The organism is Streptomyces sp. SID13031 (assembly GCF_010548305.1).
Classification (GTDB): Bacteria; Actinomycetota; Actinomycetes; order Propionibacteriales; family Kribbellaceae; genus Kribbella.
On record NZ_JAAGLV010000008.1, the window covers coordinates 1 to 14,843 of the forward strand.

At 66.2% G+C, this 14,843-nt stretch carries 13 protein-coding genes; 8 read left to right on the plus strand and 5 right to left on the minus strand.

Features of this window, described 5'->3' with window-relative positions:
- Positions 1–364: 364 nt before the first annotated feature.
- Positions 365–754 carry an Imm1 family immunity protein gene (locus G3I17_RS17190; protein WP_275402498.1) on the plus strand — a complete coding sequence of 130 codons (390 nt, stop codon included), beginning with the start codon at positions 365–367 and terminating at the stop codon, positions 752–754.
- 330 nt (positions 755–1,084) lie between these two features.
- Here the strand turns inward: G3I17_RS17190 and G3I17_RS17195 are convergent, their stop codons facing one another.
- The gene (locus tag G3I17_RS17195; RefSeq protein ID WP_164597360.1) at positions 1,085–1,939 is read right to left on the minus strand and encodes a hypothetical protein; all 855 of its coding nucleotides are present in this window, start codon (positions 1,937–1,939) and stop codon (positions 1,085–1,087) included.
- Positions 1,940–2,595: 656 nt separating this feature from the next.
- Here G3I17_RS17195 and G3I17_RS17200 point away from each other — a divergent pair.
- Positions 2,596–3,216 (plus strand): hypothetical protein, encoded by a 621-nt coding sequence (locus G3I17_RS17200; RefSeq protein WP_164597362.1) that lies wholly within the window; start codon positions 2,596–2,598, stop codon positions 3,214–3,216.
- A gap of 48 nt (positions 3,217–3,264) precedes the next feature.
- On the opposite strand, the gene G3I17_RS17205 is transcribed toward G3I17_RS17200, so the two are convergent.
- A complete protein-coding gene (locus G3I17_RS17205; RefSeq protein WP_164597364.1) occupies positions 3,265–3,408 on the minus strand; it encodes a hypothetical protein in 144 nt (47 codons plus the stop codon).
- 443 nt (positions 3,409–3,851) lie between these two features.
- On the opposite strand from G3I17_RS17205, the gene G3I17_RS17210 reads away from it, so the two are divergent.
- Entirely contained in the window at positions 3,852–4,607 is a 756-nt protein-coding gene (locus G3I17_RS17210) for a class I SAM-dependent methyltransferase (protein ID WP_164597906.1), read from the plus strand.
- Positions 4,608–5,266: 659 nt separating this feature from the next.
- Here the strand turns inward: G3I17_RS17210 and G3I17_RS17215 are convergent.
- On the minus strand, positions 5,267–6,031 hold the full coding sequence (locus tag G3I17_RS17215) for a BTAD domain-containing putative transcriptional regulator (protein ID WP_164597366.1): 765 nt from the start codon (positions 6,029–6,031) through the stop codon (positions 5,267–5,269).
- 130 nt (positions 6,032–6,161) lie between these two features.
- On the opposite strand from G3I17_RS17215, the gene G3I17_RS17220 reads away from it, so the two are divergent.
- The 5 genes from G3I17_RS17220 (at position 6,162) to G3I17_RS17240 (ending at position 12,574) form a co-directional block, all read left to right on the plus strand.
- On the plus strand, positions 6,162–6,350 hold the full coding sequence (locus tag G3I17_RS17220; protein ID WP_164597369.1) for a hypothetical protein: 189 nt from the start codon (positions 6,162–6,164) through the stop codon (positions 6,348–6,350).
- A 111-nt stretch (positions 6,351–6,461) separates the two neighbouring features.
- On the plus strand, positions 6,462–7,187 hold the full coding sequence (locus G3I17_RS17225) for a hypothetical protein (protein ID WP_164597370.1): 726 nt from the start codon (positions 6,462–6,464) through the stop codon (positions 7,185–7,187).
- Positions 7,184–7,645: a hypothetical protein gene (locus G3I17_RS17230; protein ID WP_164597372.1), complete on the plus strand. Its 462-nt coding sequence runs from the start codon at positions 7,184–7,186 to the stop codon at positions 7,643–7,645. Before G3I17_RS17225 ends, G3I17_RS17230 begins: the two co-directional genes overlap by 4 nt.
- A complete protein-coding gene (locus G3I17_RS17235) occupies positions 7,638–8,477 on the plus strand; it encodes a hypothetical protein (protein ID WP_164597374.1) in 840 nt (279 codons plus the stop codon). Before G3I17_RS17230 ends, G3I17_RS17235 begins: the two co-directional genes overlap by 8 nt.
- A gap of 11 nt (positions 8,478–8,488) precedes the next feature.
- Positions 8,489–12,574: a S8 family serine peptidase gene (locus G3I17_RS17240; protein WP_164597375.1), complete on the plus strand. Its 4,086-nt coding sequence runs from the start codon at positions 8,489–8,491 to the stop codon at positions 12,572–12,574.
- Positions 12,575–13,019: 445 nt separating this feature from the next.
- Here G3I17_RS17240 and G3I17_RS17245 read toward each other — a convergent pair whose 3' ends face one another.
- A complete protein-coding gene (locus tag G3I17_RS17245; protein WP_164597378.1) occupies positions 13,020–13,517 on the minus strand; it encodes a pyridoxamine 5'-phosphate oxidase family protein in 498 nt (165 codons plus the stop codon).
- 71 nt (positions 13,518–13,588) lie between these two features.
- Positions 13,589–14,833: an MFS transporter gene (locus G3I17_RS17250; protein ID WP_203590359.1), complete on the minus strand. Its 1,245-nt coding sequence runs from the start codon at positions 14,831–14,833 to the stop codon at positions 13,589–13,591.
- Positions 14,834–14,843: the final 10 nt, after the last annotated feature.

Genomic DNA, 14,843 nt, shown 5'->3' on the forward strand with positions numbered 1-14,843 from the left:
CCAACTCACGCACGAACACCTCAGGCTGTCGAGCCATCACCACCTCCGACAGCCAGCCTCCAAAACCCACACCGCCCAGGTCAAGCCGACACGATTACAACGCCAACGTTGCTTGACGAGGCACTAGATCGGCTCAGCGCGGGAAGTGGTACGGCTCAGTCGAACAACTTGGTTTTGCCTGAAGGCATCGATCTCATGTTGGATCGCTCCGTTCGGGGGAGGTGACCTGGTGCTGCTCTGCACAGCAGGTACGGCTCACTCCCTGGCTCAACTGGTCGACGTTCAGCACCTTTGAGGCGGCGCGGCAGCATCTGGCGGGTCTACTAATCGGCAGCGGCGAGATCCGAGTCGACGCCATGATCCGCTGGTGATTGCCACGCCTGATGATCTCGACCAGTTCGTTGCAGGACTGATCGAGGACTATGGCAGCCACGCAGCCTACGCCCGAGTGCTGGACACGCCGGTGGACGTAGACACCGGATTCCCACCCCAGAGCCTGATGTCCGCCGTGGACCGAAACGGCAAGGTCGGCAGTCTGAAGTACGACGACGAAGGCACCGTTTGGTACCCCCCGGGCGATCCTGTCGACGATGAGGTCAGCTACGCCCTCTTCGGCAACTCCGCACCCTGGCCCCCCGATTCGGAGATCCCACTCGATCAGGTCAAGGCCGCAGTCAACTACTTCCGCGAGCATGCCGGCGAGCGCTGGGACGGCGTCGATTGGACGCTCTGGCCCGTAGAGGGGCCGACCTGACCTGGCTAGTTGCCCAAGACAATCAGCCGTCGAGTGTGCACATGACCTATTGGCCGCCAATAGTGCCTGGCCGGCGGTGTCAGACGCCGGGCTCGCTGGTGGGCGCACCCACTCGGCCGCCTGTCACCCACCGAGGCGCACCTGGTAGCTATGACTTGGGCCCAGTCCGCCGAAGAGTTCGGCGCACGGCCGACGCCCGGAATCTTGTGGCGATGGTCGCAGGCGCCATGCAGCTCTGGCGTCATCCTCCGCGCCGCCGGTCGGCCTCCAGAATGATTGCATCTGGCGTCAGGCCTCGGACGCTGCGATTTCGACGGTTCCGGGTCTCCGCTAGTCGGTGGGGTGGTTGCGAGCAGGGCAAGGTTTCAGTTCTGCGCCGCGGATCCCCAATGCCACCTGAACGACGCTTCGCCCGTAAAAGAGTTGATCAGTGCCAAACATTAGTTGCGGCCAAACCCGCGTGTTGAGTTTCGTGCGGGCACACAGCGCCCGCTGTGTCTTCTGAACTGGCAGCCGCATAAGCTCGATCCGGCGTCCTGAGGTCACGACAATCAGTTCATCATTCTTTGACCCCACAACCTGTCCAGTGAATGACTGTAAACCAGTTGTGGTGAGCTCTTCGTAGGGAATCCATGTGTTGTTGGTGGATAATAGTGGAAAGATTGCAAGTACAGTAATAAGCATCGCGCGGCCGGATCGCTTGCGGACGTCGGTCGACGCGGCTCTGACAGGTCTGCTGCCTCGATCCCGTTCGTGATATGCCACGTATAGGGCGAGTAGAAGTGACTCTGCGAGGAGTATGGACAACAGGATCCAAGGCGTGACGAACACTGCGAGGATCAGCAAGCCAAGGAACATAGGAGAATATTTCTCAAGTAGCTCTATTTCACGAGTAGAGGCTACTTGTCCACCGAACACGCCAAGATGGGAGATAAGTAAGAATGAGCAGGCAATGCCGGCGATGATAGTGCCGAAAAACTGAAGCGACACCAGCCCTGCACTAATGGCAATGTTTGCCGTACTCTCGGTTGCCGATAGTATCGCAAGCGAAACCTGCATATCGTAGCCAGCCAGCGACGAGATCTGGAAGATTGCGACCGCGGGCACGACAACTGCAACCGGTATGCCAAGGTGGCCACGCCGCCCGGATCCCACTGCATCGGGCTTCGCTGCGTCGTCAGCCATCTGTCCCCCGGCGAGGTCGAACCTCGCTCAATCTTCTCACTGCTAGTCCATCCATGCCAGCCTCCGCCGGCCGCTCGGCAGACGGCCAGCCAGGCCGGAGCGATCCGCGCCAGCTCCTGGTCGGAAGGCTCCCGCAACCGCCACCACTTCGTCGCTAGGAACGACTCTGCCTGGTGGAAGAAGATTCCGACCTCAGACACCAGGGCCACCGTCAGCACCACCCGGTACGCGGTGGTGCTGAACAAACCGATGAACTGGATCGACATCCATGACCTTCTCTGCACTAAAGCCGAGGCTGGCGGCAGCCAGCTGAGAACGCGCTGTTAGCCGACGCACCGTGGGGAGCCAACATCGCAGCGCGGGGCGCCGACCCGCCCCTCCGGGAGGCGACGTTCGTCGTGGCCGGGGGCTGCTGTCGTTCCGGGTCGATGACGCTGCCGAGATGATCCACATGATGGTCAGCCGGGACTGCTCCGGGGAGCGTCGCGGATCCGGGTCAGTGCAGCCTCGACCTGCTCGGGTTTGCGGCCGAGCATCACCGCCGGCCTCATGCGAGGCGCAGGGGTTTCGGCCCTTTCGGGCAGAGTTCGAAGCCGCCACGGGGTGCCGGCTGACTTATCGTGAGAGCTGGGACCTGGGGGGATTGGTGGGGTCCAATGGCGACACGACAATCGTCGCGGCCGGTTCAACTGCCGACCGTCAGTCGGACGACGCTGCTCGCCTTGGGCGCGCTCGGCGGATTCGCCTGGGCAGCCGGACTGCGCGGGTTCATGTCTCAGGTCGCGGGCAACGAGGCAGACGTCCACTGGGTCGGCACCTTCGTCTGGGTCCTGCTGCCCGGCACTCTCACCGGCATCCTCCTCGCGTGGGCCGAGTCCATCCGACGTACTGGCGGCCGTCCGCATTGGCGCTGGCTGGCACTCTCGCCGTTGCTTTTCGCGGCCGTGCTCACCCCGGACCCGCTCGGCATCCTCGAGAGCGGCATCGGTGGCGGCGCCATCGGCGTACCGCTGTACGGCATACTCGGCGGTTATGCCATCTCTGGCCGCGGCCCGCTGTGGGGACGACTGATCGCCGGCCTCGTGGCTTTCAGCGTCGTACCGATCTGGGCTTTCACGGTCGAGTCCTTCGCCCCGCACCTCGCACTCGACACACCGGCAGGGCTTTGGGTCGCGCTGTACTACTACGCGTTCATGGCTCTACTCATGCTGGCCTGCGCGATCCCTCACCGCCCGGTCGAACGGTACGACGACCAAGCCGGGCTGGAGCAGAGATGAACCAATCCGCGACCGAGGGTCCACGGTTTCGGTCCGGCGCACTCGCTTTCATGGTGGCAGTACGCCGTCGTCGTACCTGCTTTTGGGGTCCAGCTCTGGCAGGGCAAGGAGGGCGTCGTCAGCCTCCTCGACCAGGCCTTCAAGGAATCGGCGTTGATCCCGGTGCTCTTCGGCGGCCTGATCCTTCAACATAGGGCAGGTCGTGATGAGTGTTGCGGTCTGGCGCTAGGGCACGCTGTCCCGTGGGCGCCGCACTGCTGGCCCTGGCCTGCCTGATCGGTCTCGCCGCCTTCCTCGACGTCGTCCAGATCATCGCAAATGCTAGCGCGCCCAACCAACTCGGTAGGGCCGTTGGTGCAGTCAACTGACCAAGCCGCTCACCAGCCTGGGGGTGGTGCGCGTATAGCGCGAGCTCCCCGTACATGTCATAGAAGTTCAACCGCTCGCGCAGATGCTCGCACGCCGGACGACGCGATTCGCGAGTTGCGGCAGTAGCGTGCGGCGCCGCGCGCCCGCACGCACGCAGAGCGGCATGACAGGGCGGGTTGCCCTTGCAAAACCATTGGTGAACCGACTTGCTCCGCTGATGTACTGATGTGCGACCGTGAGTCTGCCCCGTGTCGGAGGTAGTAGTTGTGACGAGCTATAACGCGCTTGCCGAGGTGTACGAGTGGCTCATCTCGGATGCAAAGCTGGCCCCGGCCGAGTTCGCTGCGTCGTTCGACGACGTCCTCAGTCTCCTGCCGTCGAACGCTCACGTCCTCGATTGTTCGTGCGGAACCGGACAGTTGGCGGTCGGCCTCGCCGGTCTTGGCATGCAGGTGGTCGCAACTGACGCCAGCGAAACGATGGTTCGTCGGACTGCGGAGTTGTCTGAGGAATTCAGGGCACCTGTCCGGACAGTGCGGGCGGACTGGCAAGAGTTGCCCGACCATTTCGATGACGACACCTTCGACATGGTGTTCTGCGTTGGCAACTCGCTGCACCATGCCGTGGGCGCGAGAGGCAGGGTTGCTGCTCTGGAGTCGATGTCACGGCTTCTGCGCCGTGGCGGGCGCTTGGTACTCACCTCCCGCACCTGGGAACTCGTGAGGGCCAGAGGTTCCCGGCTGGACATCAGTGACCGTCTTGTCCGCCGGAACGGGCGCAATGCCGTCGTGGTCTACCGCTGGGAGATTGCGTCACATTGGGAGGATGAGCACCACATCGAGATTGCGGTCGCGCAAGTTGATGCGGCTGGGTCGGTTCTTGTCCGCTCGGAACTGCTGTCGTGCTGGCCCTACCGATACGACGAACTCGCAGCCGAGTTGCACCAGGTCGGACTCCGGACGGAAAGGAGCACGTACAACCCTGAGGCCGAGAACTACATGGTGGTCGCGAGCAAGGTATAGACAACGGGCTCACAGTCCCTGGCCGGACCGCGCGGGTGCTCGCAGGAGGCTTGCGCCCCCTCATCGGCATGTGAGTGCGCTTCCGTGTGCAGTCTGGACGGTCAGGTCAACATCGGCAGACAACCCTCTAACTGGCCTCAGACGGGTGTACGAGACTGCAACTCGTCGCATCTCGACATGTCGCTTCGCCAGTTATTCAACGGGAGTCACGCGAAAGACGCCGCGACCAGCTACGCCACCTACGTTGCCACTCGCCGCTGACGGATGCTGCCGATTCCTCGCTAGCGTTCGATCATGACCGCACAAGAGCAGTTCATTGCCGCAGCCGGAAACACCCGTCGTGCCCTCAATCCTGGCCCTCGAGGCAGCCGGCTTTCAGGTCGAACAAATAGGCGAGGACCTTCTGCGGGCGGCGTCCCCGACAGGACGATACGTCGCTGCCGACCCGCTCGAACTCCTTGGAATGATCAAACTGATCGAGGTTCGCGGCTGGTCTTGGCAAGCCACAGACAGCCAAATCGACTCCGTACTGGAACGGTTCGGCTGGACAGGCTGACCAGCTACTCCCGGCACTCCAACATCCGCCGTTACCAGTTTTAGAAGGTCAGTGATAGTGATTGGCGCCACGAGCTGAGGCCGGCCGCGCGCACTCGGCTGGGTCAGCCTGAGCCGAGCGGCACCTCGCCGCGGCGGGGCGAGTGCCGAGCCAGCAACTCCTGGAAGCCGACCGCGGGCGTGAGGCGCAGTTCGTCCCAAAGCAGCTCACAATACCGTCGGAAGTCTCGGTGCGCCGCGGCGTAGTTCCCCTCCCCGAGTTCGGCGGCAATCAGCGCGTAGTGTGCTGATTCGCGTAGCGGTTCGGCCGCAATCGAGGCTAGCGCCGCCTGGACTGCCAGGCCGTATCGGCCGTCAGCCAGCAGCCGGGAGGAGAGCGCTTCGAGGGCGTGCAAGCGAGTCTGGCGGACCCGCTCGCGTTCCAGGATCAGCCATTCCTCGTCCCAGCCGGGCAGTAGATCGAGGGTGAGCGGGTCGAGGCGCTCGTCGTCCCTCTCTAACTGCTCTTCTTGCCTGAGCAACCGTTCTGCCTGTGCCAGGCTCTCGTGCACGTCGACCCGGACGAGTGGGCCGAGCCGGACCTGGTCGTGCGCCGCGCTGACCAGCCAGCGGTCGACCTGCCGGATCCGCCATAGCGCGGTACGTAGGTTGCCTTGGGCTCTCTTTGCCGGGCTAGCCGCCCACACCCGCTCGGCCAACGCAGCCCGGGACTGCGGCAGGCGAGGCCGCCCGACTATGCAGAGCCCTACCAGCACCCGCTGGGCGTTGGTAGGGAGGAAGACTTCGGCGTTATCCACCATGACCGCGAAGGTGCCCAGTAGAAGGATGCGCGGCGGCGCGCGGGTTCCAATCTTCCGGGAATCGGACATGGTGCCCCCCAAAAAATGCGCCTTATCGCCGAATGCCGATCCTCACTATGATCGATCCGCGTGTACCTATGCGTCTACGCCCCGTCAATGCCGATACATGCCGTTGACGCCCGGGTACGAACGTCTTGGCATGACGGCGTACCCCTGGCGAGTGATCGTGGTTCGGGCCTGGCCGGACAACGGGCAGCTGCGGGCCCGGATCCTGGTTGAGGGCGACGGCCAGCGCACCTGGGTCGTCGTCGGCCTGCCCGAAGTGGTCGAGCGGCTCCGTCAGCTCCTGGCAGAGATCGAACTGCAGGCGGACGAGGGCGGCACCTGAACGGGTGAAACGCCACCGGCTACACCCCGTTGACGGGGCGAGGGACGCCAGAAAGACGGTGAGCCGGAACAGTGGCCTGCGTCAAGGCCCGGCCGGAGGATGTGATGTCCCGTGACCTCTTACCCGCTCGTCGAGGACACCTGGACCGACGTGCTACGCCGGACTCTGCACGAGTCCTACGCGGACGCCGGCGACGAGGAACTGGAGGAAGCCCTGGCCGGGATGCTCGACACGATGAGCCCTGCCGAGTCCTTCAACTTCTCGCAGGCACTGAACCAGATCGGACGCAGCACCGGACGCGTCCTCTCCGATCCGACGGTCGCGTCGATCTCGCGACAGGCGCTACCAGTGGCCGGCGGTGCGCTCGGCACCGTCATCGGCGGCCCGGCAGGCACCGCAATCGGCGGTCAACTCGGCACCCGGGCGGCCGCGGCGCTACCGGCATCAGCCCGGCCCAGTCCCACCGGTGTTCCCCCTGCCTTCGGCCGGGCAGCTGGGTCGCCAGTGGCCGGGGGGTCCGACGCCGCGCTCCAGGCATTGGTGCTCTCCCAGCAGCCCCAGTTGCTGCAGAGCCTGCTCGCCGCAGCTCTCGGCGGGCACGGCCAGCCGCAGGTGGCCGGAGTCCCGGTGGCGAAGATGCTCGGCATGTTCAGCGAGGTGATCGGCCAGGCCGCCGCCGACGCCGACGAATTGCTGTACCTCGAGCAGGGCGACCCGGACGCGGAGAGCGGTGGCGAGCCGGTCGAGCCGGCCCGTTCCCTGTACACCGCGCTGCTGGACGCCGACAACCTCGAACTGGCCGAGGCCTTCGACGACCGTGAGGAGGACTTCGCATGACCGCCACCGAACTCGACGAGGTGACTGCACTGCTGGAACACGTGCTGCCCGACCCGGCAGGTTTCGCCCAGCGGTTGCTGGATCAGGTCCTGACACAGTTCTCCAGCGTCCTGGACCAGGCCGGCACTACGCCGTTCCCATCCCCGCCCGGCACTTACCGGACGGCGAACACCGTCGCGGGGGAGCCCGTGGCGACCGACGCACCTGGGCCCTCCCCGCGCGACCCGCGCCTCCTGCTGGAAGCTGCGCTCGGCGCCTGCGACTGCTGGGGAACCCGATCCGACTGTCCGGCGTGCGCCGGCCAGGGCTCGTCGGGGTGGGCCGAGCCCGACCCGGACCTCTTCCGGGAGTTCATCGGACCCGCCGCCGCTCGGATGGCCCCGGCCACCGCTCCCGCTCCTGACGGCCCGACCACTGAGGACAACCACGACGACGAAGGGAACGACGGGGATGACTAGCTGGCCCGACGACTACGACTCCGAGGCGTACTACGACACCGAGGACTACGACACCGAGGACTACGACAGCGGGGACTACGACAGCGAGGCCACCCGCGCGGATGCCCTTCGCAAGCGCGAGGCCGAGGCTCGGCGGATCGTGGCCCTCCGTCAGAAGTCGCAGCGCCGGCCAGGCGTCCGAGCGCCTGTGTCCCGCCGGGTGCCTGCGTCCCGCCGGGCGACCCCGGCCACGGCGGTCGCCGCGGTCCGCAACCTGGATCTGGAGACCAAGGTCGGGCAGGACTCGCTGCGCCGGGGTATCGAGCAGGCGAACGCGCGCTCCGCGCGGGCCCGGCTGACGGCGATGGCGAGTCTGGGCGTCGACCAGGCCCTGGACACGTTCGGCGAGAAGTTGAAGGAACACGAATTTGTCCGGGCCGGCCTGCGGCTCGCCCCGCTGGCCCTCCTGGGAAAACAGCACACGAAACCCGGCGCGGCGGGGTGGCTGCTCTCTCCGCAGGTAATCGGCGTAGCCAGCGTGGCCGGCATCGTAGCCGCCGGCCATTTCTTCAAGCCCGGCGCTTCCGTCTCGCAGATTGACCTTACCCCGCGCAAGATCTCAGCAGCCGGAGCCGCCGGTCCCACCGCTGGCAAATTCAAGCCCCGGATTAAGGACACAAGCGGCAACCTACTCAACCTGAAGCCGTTCGCGTACGACTCGGACGACGACAAGGCGCTGGTGGTGGAGGACGACGGCACTTTCACAGTGCCGCCGGGCACATCTGCCAAGACCGTGACCGTGACCGTCACCGTCGGCGACCGCGTCGAGCCCTTCGTCATCGCGATCGAGTAGCGGCCGGACGAATGGATCCGGCGCTCCGAGAATTGCTTCGGGATCGGTCGGACCCGGATCGGGTGATCGAGGCGATCATCCGGCTCGACCGGCCAGGGATCGAGATTCCCGGGGTGCGGCAGGTAGCGCATTTCGGCCCGATCGCCACCTGCCGGCTACGGGCCTGCGACGTGACCGCCGTGCACGCCCACCCCGACGTGAGGAGCCTCAAGGCGGCCCGCGGTCTGAGCCCCGGCCATGTCCCGCGCGGGAGTGTTGAAGATTCCATGGTCAAGGGGGAGAGCCGGGCGGCCGACGTCCGGCGGCCAGCGGGGGCGACCGTCACCGGCGCGGGTGTCGTGGTGGGCGTCGTGGACTGGGGTGTGGACGTGGGCTCGTCTGCGTTACGGCATGCCTCCGGCGCCACCCGGTTCCTGGCCGTTTGGGATCAGCGCGACCTCGCACGGGGCCGGCGGGCACAGCCGTACGGCTACGGCGCGGTGCACGACCGGGCCGGGATCGACCGGGCGCTGCGTAGCGATCACCCGTATGCTGCCCTCGGCCTCCACCCATCGGTCGCCGACGGCGGCGGCAACGGCGCGCACGGCGCCCACGTGATCGACATCGCGGCTGGCAACGGCCGGGCCGCCGGGCCGGTCGGCGTCGCCCCGGAGGCGGACCTGGTGTTCGTGCACCTTGCCGACCGCGGCACCGGCGGGCTGGCCACTCTGGGCGATTCCGTGCGGTTGCTCGAGGCCGTCGATTTCGTCCGCCGTGCAGCCGGTCCGAGGCCCTGGGTGGTGAACACCAGCATGGGCCGCGAGGGCGGACCGCACGACGGCTGCACGTTAGTCGAGCAGGCGTTCGGGGAACTCCTCAACGCGGCGCCAGGCCGGTTCATCGTGCAGAGCGCGGGCAACTACTACGGCGCCCGCACGCACGCACACGGTGTCGTCCATGCAGGCGAGTCCTGCTCGCTGACGTTCGTGACCGAGCCGGGGGATCTGACGCCCAACGAACTGGAGATCTGGTACGGCGGGGACGACGAGTTCGTGGTCCGCATCGAGCCTCCCGGCGCGCGGCCCGGCGACCCGATGCGGGCCGTCGAGCTCGGCGGATGGGCCGACATCGTCGCCGCCGGGCAGGTGGTCGGGCGGATCTACCACCGGGCTCACGACCCGAACAACGGTGACCACCACATCGACGCGTTCCTGGAACCAATCGAGGGCGCTTGGACGGTCACTCTGCAGGCGCGGCGTACGGATAGCGGGCGGTTCGACGCCTGGCTGGAGCGTGACGACGCCCGCCCGCACACCCAGGCCCGATTCGCCCCCGGCACGAGCTCGCCGAGGTCGACCATCGGCACGATAGCGAACGGCCGACTGCCCCTGGTGGTCGGTGCCTATGACGCGCACGACCCCGACCGGCCGCCGGCCCGGTTCTCCAGTGCCGGCCCGACCCGTGACGGCCGGTCGAAGCCCGACCTTGCTGCGCCGGGGGTCGACGTGCTCGCGGCCCGGTCCACCCCGGCCGGTGAACCCCGTCCCGTTTCTGGCCTGGTCCGGAAGTCCGGCACCAGCATGGCCGCCCCGCACGTGACCGGCGCCGTCGCTCTCTGCCTCGAAGCCAGCCTGCACGCCGGCCGTCCGCTGGCCGCACGCGCGGTCCGCGACCTCCTGCTCGCCACCACCGACCCCATCGTCGGTATCGACCCCGAATGCCGCCTGGGGCGCGGGTACCTCGACATCGCCCGGCTGCTCGACCACATCCCGAAGGAGCCAATCATGGACGACGACAGCAGCATCGTGCTACGTGCCCCAGGGATCGCATACCGCGAGTGCATGTACCGGCCGAACGGCGCTCTGGCCCGCCGGATCGGTGAACGGTACGAGGTGCTCGCCCGACCCGGGGAGCGGGTCTCCCAGACACCTCGCAACGGCGATCTCGTGCTTGAGATCACCTTCGGGCAGTTGCGTTCGGGCCGCTCCATCGAGGTGCGCGATGCCGAACCCGACACGCCGTCCGTCGGCCGAACGCTGACCCCGGGCCGACTCCTGCTGCGCCCAACCGACGACCTGGAGCTTCCGGCTGAGGACACTCCCCAACGGGCGCCCGCCCAGGTGAAGGCTCAGGACCGGTGGACGAAGTTGTTCGGCACGGACCTGCTGCTCAAGGACGTCATCATTCGCGACTATAGGGTCGTGCCCTCGAAGGCGGTTCTCGGCGAGAAGTACAACGGTTGGACGAATTCCAGCACCCGGATCTACATACCCGAGACCGCGACCACACCGGAATACGCCCTGGACGTGATCCTGCGCCACGAGGCGGTCCACATATATCAGTTCTCAATTGTCGGGCGGCCCACTAGATATCAACAGATGGTGGCGTACGAACTGATGGCTTACCGCAAGACGCTCCTGGACCTGAACACCCAGTACGGGCAGCTCAACAAGTTGGCCCGGCGCAACCCGGCCCAGAAGGAGCAGCTGAACTGGACCGACTCTCGCCTGGATGGGGTGGAGGAGACCATTGCGCTGCTGCAGAAGGCCGATCAAGAGAACAGTTCGGAGAAGGTGGAGGCCGAGCGTGAGCGCGGCTACAAGGTCTTCCTGATCGAGAACAAACTTCTGCCTCCACACAAGAAACTGATCGACCTCTACGTACCGTCGAAGAATGACCGCAACCCCGCGGCTATCGAATCGGAGGAGTTCGCGGACGGCTCGGGCGATGACGCCGAGTTCGCCGGGCCGGAGCACAAACTGATCGGGGACGCCGCCTCGAAGGGATTGCTCTCGGACATCCCGTACGACAACCCGCCCCAGCAGTTGACATTCGGCGACATGATCAGCCTGGCCGGCGACTACTTCGAGACCTACGACGAGATGAACCGTCTAGGCGAGACTCCGGCGGGGCGGGCGGAGCTGGCCTGGGCCCGCTGGCGCGCCCTGAACCTTAAGGAGCAGGGGATTCCCGAGCCGAGGTTCGACCCGAAGCTCGACGCGAACATCCACCAGACGGTGGCTGACCGGTACTACGACCTGGCGGCCCACAACCTGACCCATTTCAACACCGGCGGCACGGCCATGTCGGAATACTTCCGGTGGCACGGCCGCGCTCTCGCCACCGCCCTCGAGGCCGGTCAGACGTCCGACCCGGCGATCTGGCAGCGAGCCGTGACCCAGGAGGCGTTCAGCGACCACTTCCTGACTGACATGTTCGCCGGCGGCCACGTGCGCACCCCACGCTTCGAGATCAAGGCCTGGCATCGCGAGCACTTCGACGGCAGCGGAGAGAGGTTCGTGGAATACCTGGCGAAGAACCTGTTCCACCAACTGAGCGCGCGCGACAAGCTACCCCTTCCCTCACTGCTCGGACTAATCGAACGATGGCTGATCCGGCGTCGGATCCGGAAGATGGGCGGCGCGGCCCTGCGGTCATTCTCCCTCGGCGACATCGTGTCCCTCGCCCTGCATGACCACGACAACAAGGGCCTCGGGGTGATATCCGACGCCGATCCGTCGGGGCGCCGCGTTCCCGGGGGTTATCAGTGGAAGGTTGTCGGGGACGGCCACCTCCTGAAGCCGAAGCTGGGAGAGCCGACCCTGATCATGGTCAAGGCTGCCGTGACATCGTCGCTGCGCGATCTGGACCGGGTCCGGGCGGCTGGCGCCCATCTGCCCCGTGCCCCGGTCTCGTTGTCAGAGAAGACCACCCGGGTGCGGGCCGCGCTCAGCCCGGAAGGCTTCTCAGCTCGGCGCTTCATCCCGCGGGAGGATATGTCGCCGTCATCCCCGAACGAACGCCTCAACGGAAAGCTGGAATGGCGCTGGGGCCAACTCGGGGAAGCGGCCTACCAGGCGGTGGACGAGGCTGTGAAGGGCACCGTCGCCGCCGAGATCGCCGAGGTCGCGGATGAAGTGAAGGGTCCTCCACCCGGCGTGCGGGAATCTCTACGCGTCATCGCCGCTCAACTTCGCCTGGAAGGCATTCTCGCCATCGAGGCCGCCATCGGTACCAAGGCCGGTCAACGCCCGAAGCCCGCGCAAAGGCGGACCTCCCGTACCCCCGTCGGTGGCGTTGGCCTTCCGACGCCGATCCAGGGCTCGGAGGGATCGTGATCACCTGCCCGCCACTTCACCAGTTGGCAGGTCTACCTTCGATGGCCGCGGAGGAAGCCTGATTCATCAGTAGCATCTACGCAAATTGCATCTGACATAAGAACTGTTATGGGCTCAGCCGCAAGGTGCCTGGCTCCGATGGCCGGTCCGAACGCGACTGTTGTTCACTACGTCTGCATCCCGTTCGGGTCATAGAACACTCTGCCCTGCGGCCCGACAGACGGCCGTCGCATGACGCGAGTCATGACGCGAAGTACTGCCAAACAGCGTTGGTCGAGTGGCTGGATGAGGCGAGAATCCTGACTAGCGGAGTCTGAAGTTGTTCAGTGTTGGTGTTGCCATGGCTCTCATAATCCCTGGGTCGTCTGAGCCTCAGCCTTGCTGCGCTCTCGACTTTCTCGAAGGCGGGTCCTGCGCATAGGGTCATTCCTGGGCTCGGGATGATCTATGGGTGTTCCTGCCAGGCGTGTTCGGCGAAGCTGAATAGGCGGTGGGGGGTCATTCGTAGCCAGGCTGTTGCCCAGTCGAGGGTGGCGCCGCGGTTGCGTAGTTCGGTGGCGTGTGTGACGTCTGCCGGGACTGTAGTCAGGACTTCGGCTGGGCCTTCGGTGAGTACTGCGGCGTGGGTTTCGTGCTCGCCCTCGAGTACGGACAGGGCGAGCCACGGATGGGCCTGCACATTGCGGAGGCGGGTCGCACCGCCGAGCGTGGGGAGCCAGAATGCCTCTGCGTAGATCGTGAACAGGGTCGGTGCGGCGTGGGCGCGGCCGTCGGGGCGGGTGGAGGATGCGAGCGCGTATGTTCGGCGTCCCAGGTACGTGGCCAGCTGGGGTCCGGTCAGTCGTCGTTCCGGTGGGTATGCCTTGCGCACGGCCTGCCCGCCCTGACTGAAGGACGACTCCTGCAGCCGGCCCAGCCAAGTCGACAGGTTCGGATCATCCACGCTTCGGATCCTACGCGTTGACGGCGGCTTCACCCTGACTGTCGATTGACCACACAATTCCCAAGGACCGGTCAGAGATCGGGGCCGGCTGAGCGCGTCATGACGGCCAGACCGATGACTGCGAGGAGCCCCAGGGCGGCCGGGATGAGGAAGACCAGCGGGAGTCCGAGGGTAGCGGCTCCGATGCCTCCGGCGGCTCCGCCCACGGCGGAGGCAAGAGCTGTGGAGCTGAGGAAGATGGCGGAGGCGGTGGCGACGGCCGTCGGGAGAAGACGCTGGGCGACGATGATCCCGAGGGCGGCGAAGACTCCCCACACACCGCCCATCAGAATCTGTCCTGCGAAGAGCCCGGCGGCGGTGCCGGTGGTGGCGAAGCAGATGTTGGCGGCGACCCCGAACACCGCGCCGACCACCATCAGCCGCATCATCCCGACCCGGCGCGCCGCCAGCACGGCCAGGGGCATCAGGATGATCTCGACCAGCGGCTGAATTCCGATGATTGCGCCGCTGAGCCCGGAGGGGAGATCCAGTGGCCCGTTCATGTAGATCGGCAGATACGCGTACTTGATCGGTTCCCCGGCGTAGACGAGCATGAAGAGCGCTGTGAAGGCGAGCAACGGCGCCATCGCCCGCAAGCCGGGGGCGCGAGTCCGCGGTTCGGCCGTCGACGGTGCGGCGGGCGGTGTCCTGAGAACTCCGAGCGGGACGACTTGGGCGAGGGTGCAGATCGCCGTCGCGAGAAGCATGGTCCGCAGCGAGGTGTGGGCTGCCAGGAATGATCCTGCGACCGGACCGACTACCCAACCTCCGGTCAGTGCCATCCGTACTCCGGCGACCACGCCGTCGTTGCCGGGGTTCGGGAGCGCCTCCAGTTCGTCGTGGACAGCAGCGAAGAGCTGAGACGTCGCGGCGCCGGCGAAGCCGAGCACGACTGCACTGATGACGTAGGGCATCCACAGCTGGGTCGAGAAGGCGATGCCCGCCCAGCCCGCGAACCCGGCGACGGCGCAGACGCGGAACAGACCCAGCCGTGCGCCGCTGCGGTCGGACCGGGCACCGACCAGGTAGCCGAACACCGGTGCGGTCAGGCTCGTGAGATAGAACAGTCCGGCGGCGGTGAGCGAGGCCCCCAAGTCGTTGACCAGGAACGATGCGATCTGGGGTGCGGCTGCCGAGAAGCCGAGGCCCGACAGGAAGAGCGCGATGGTGGCGCTGCGGTAGAACGGCGTGACGAGGATGAGCCGCAGCGCCGACCTGCGCACCACCGGCTCGTCCAGTGCCAGGTCTGTGGTCTCGCCCTGCTCATCGTCTGCCATCTCTGCCTGC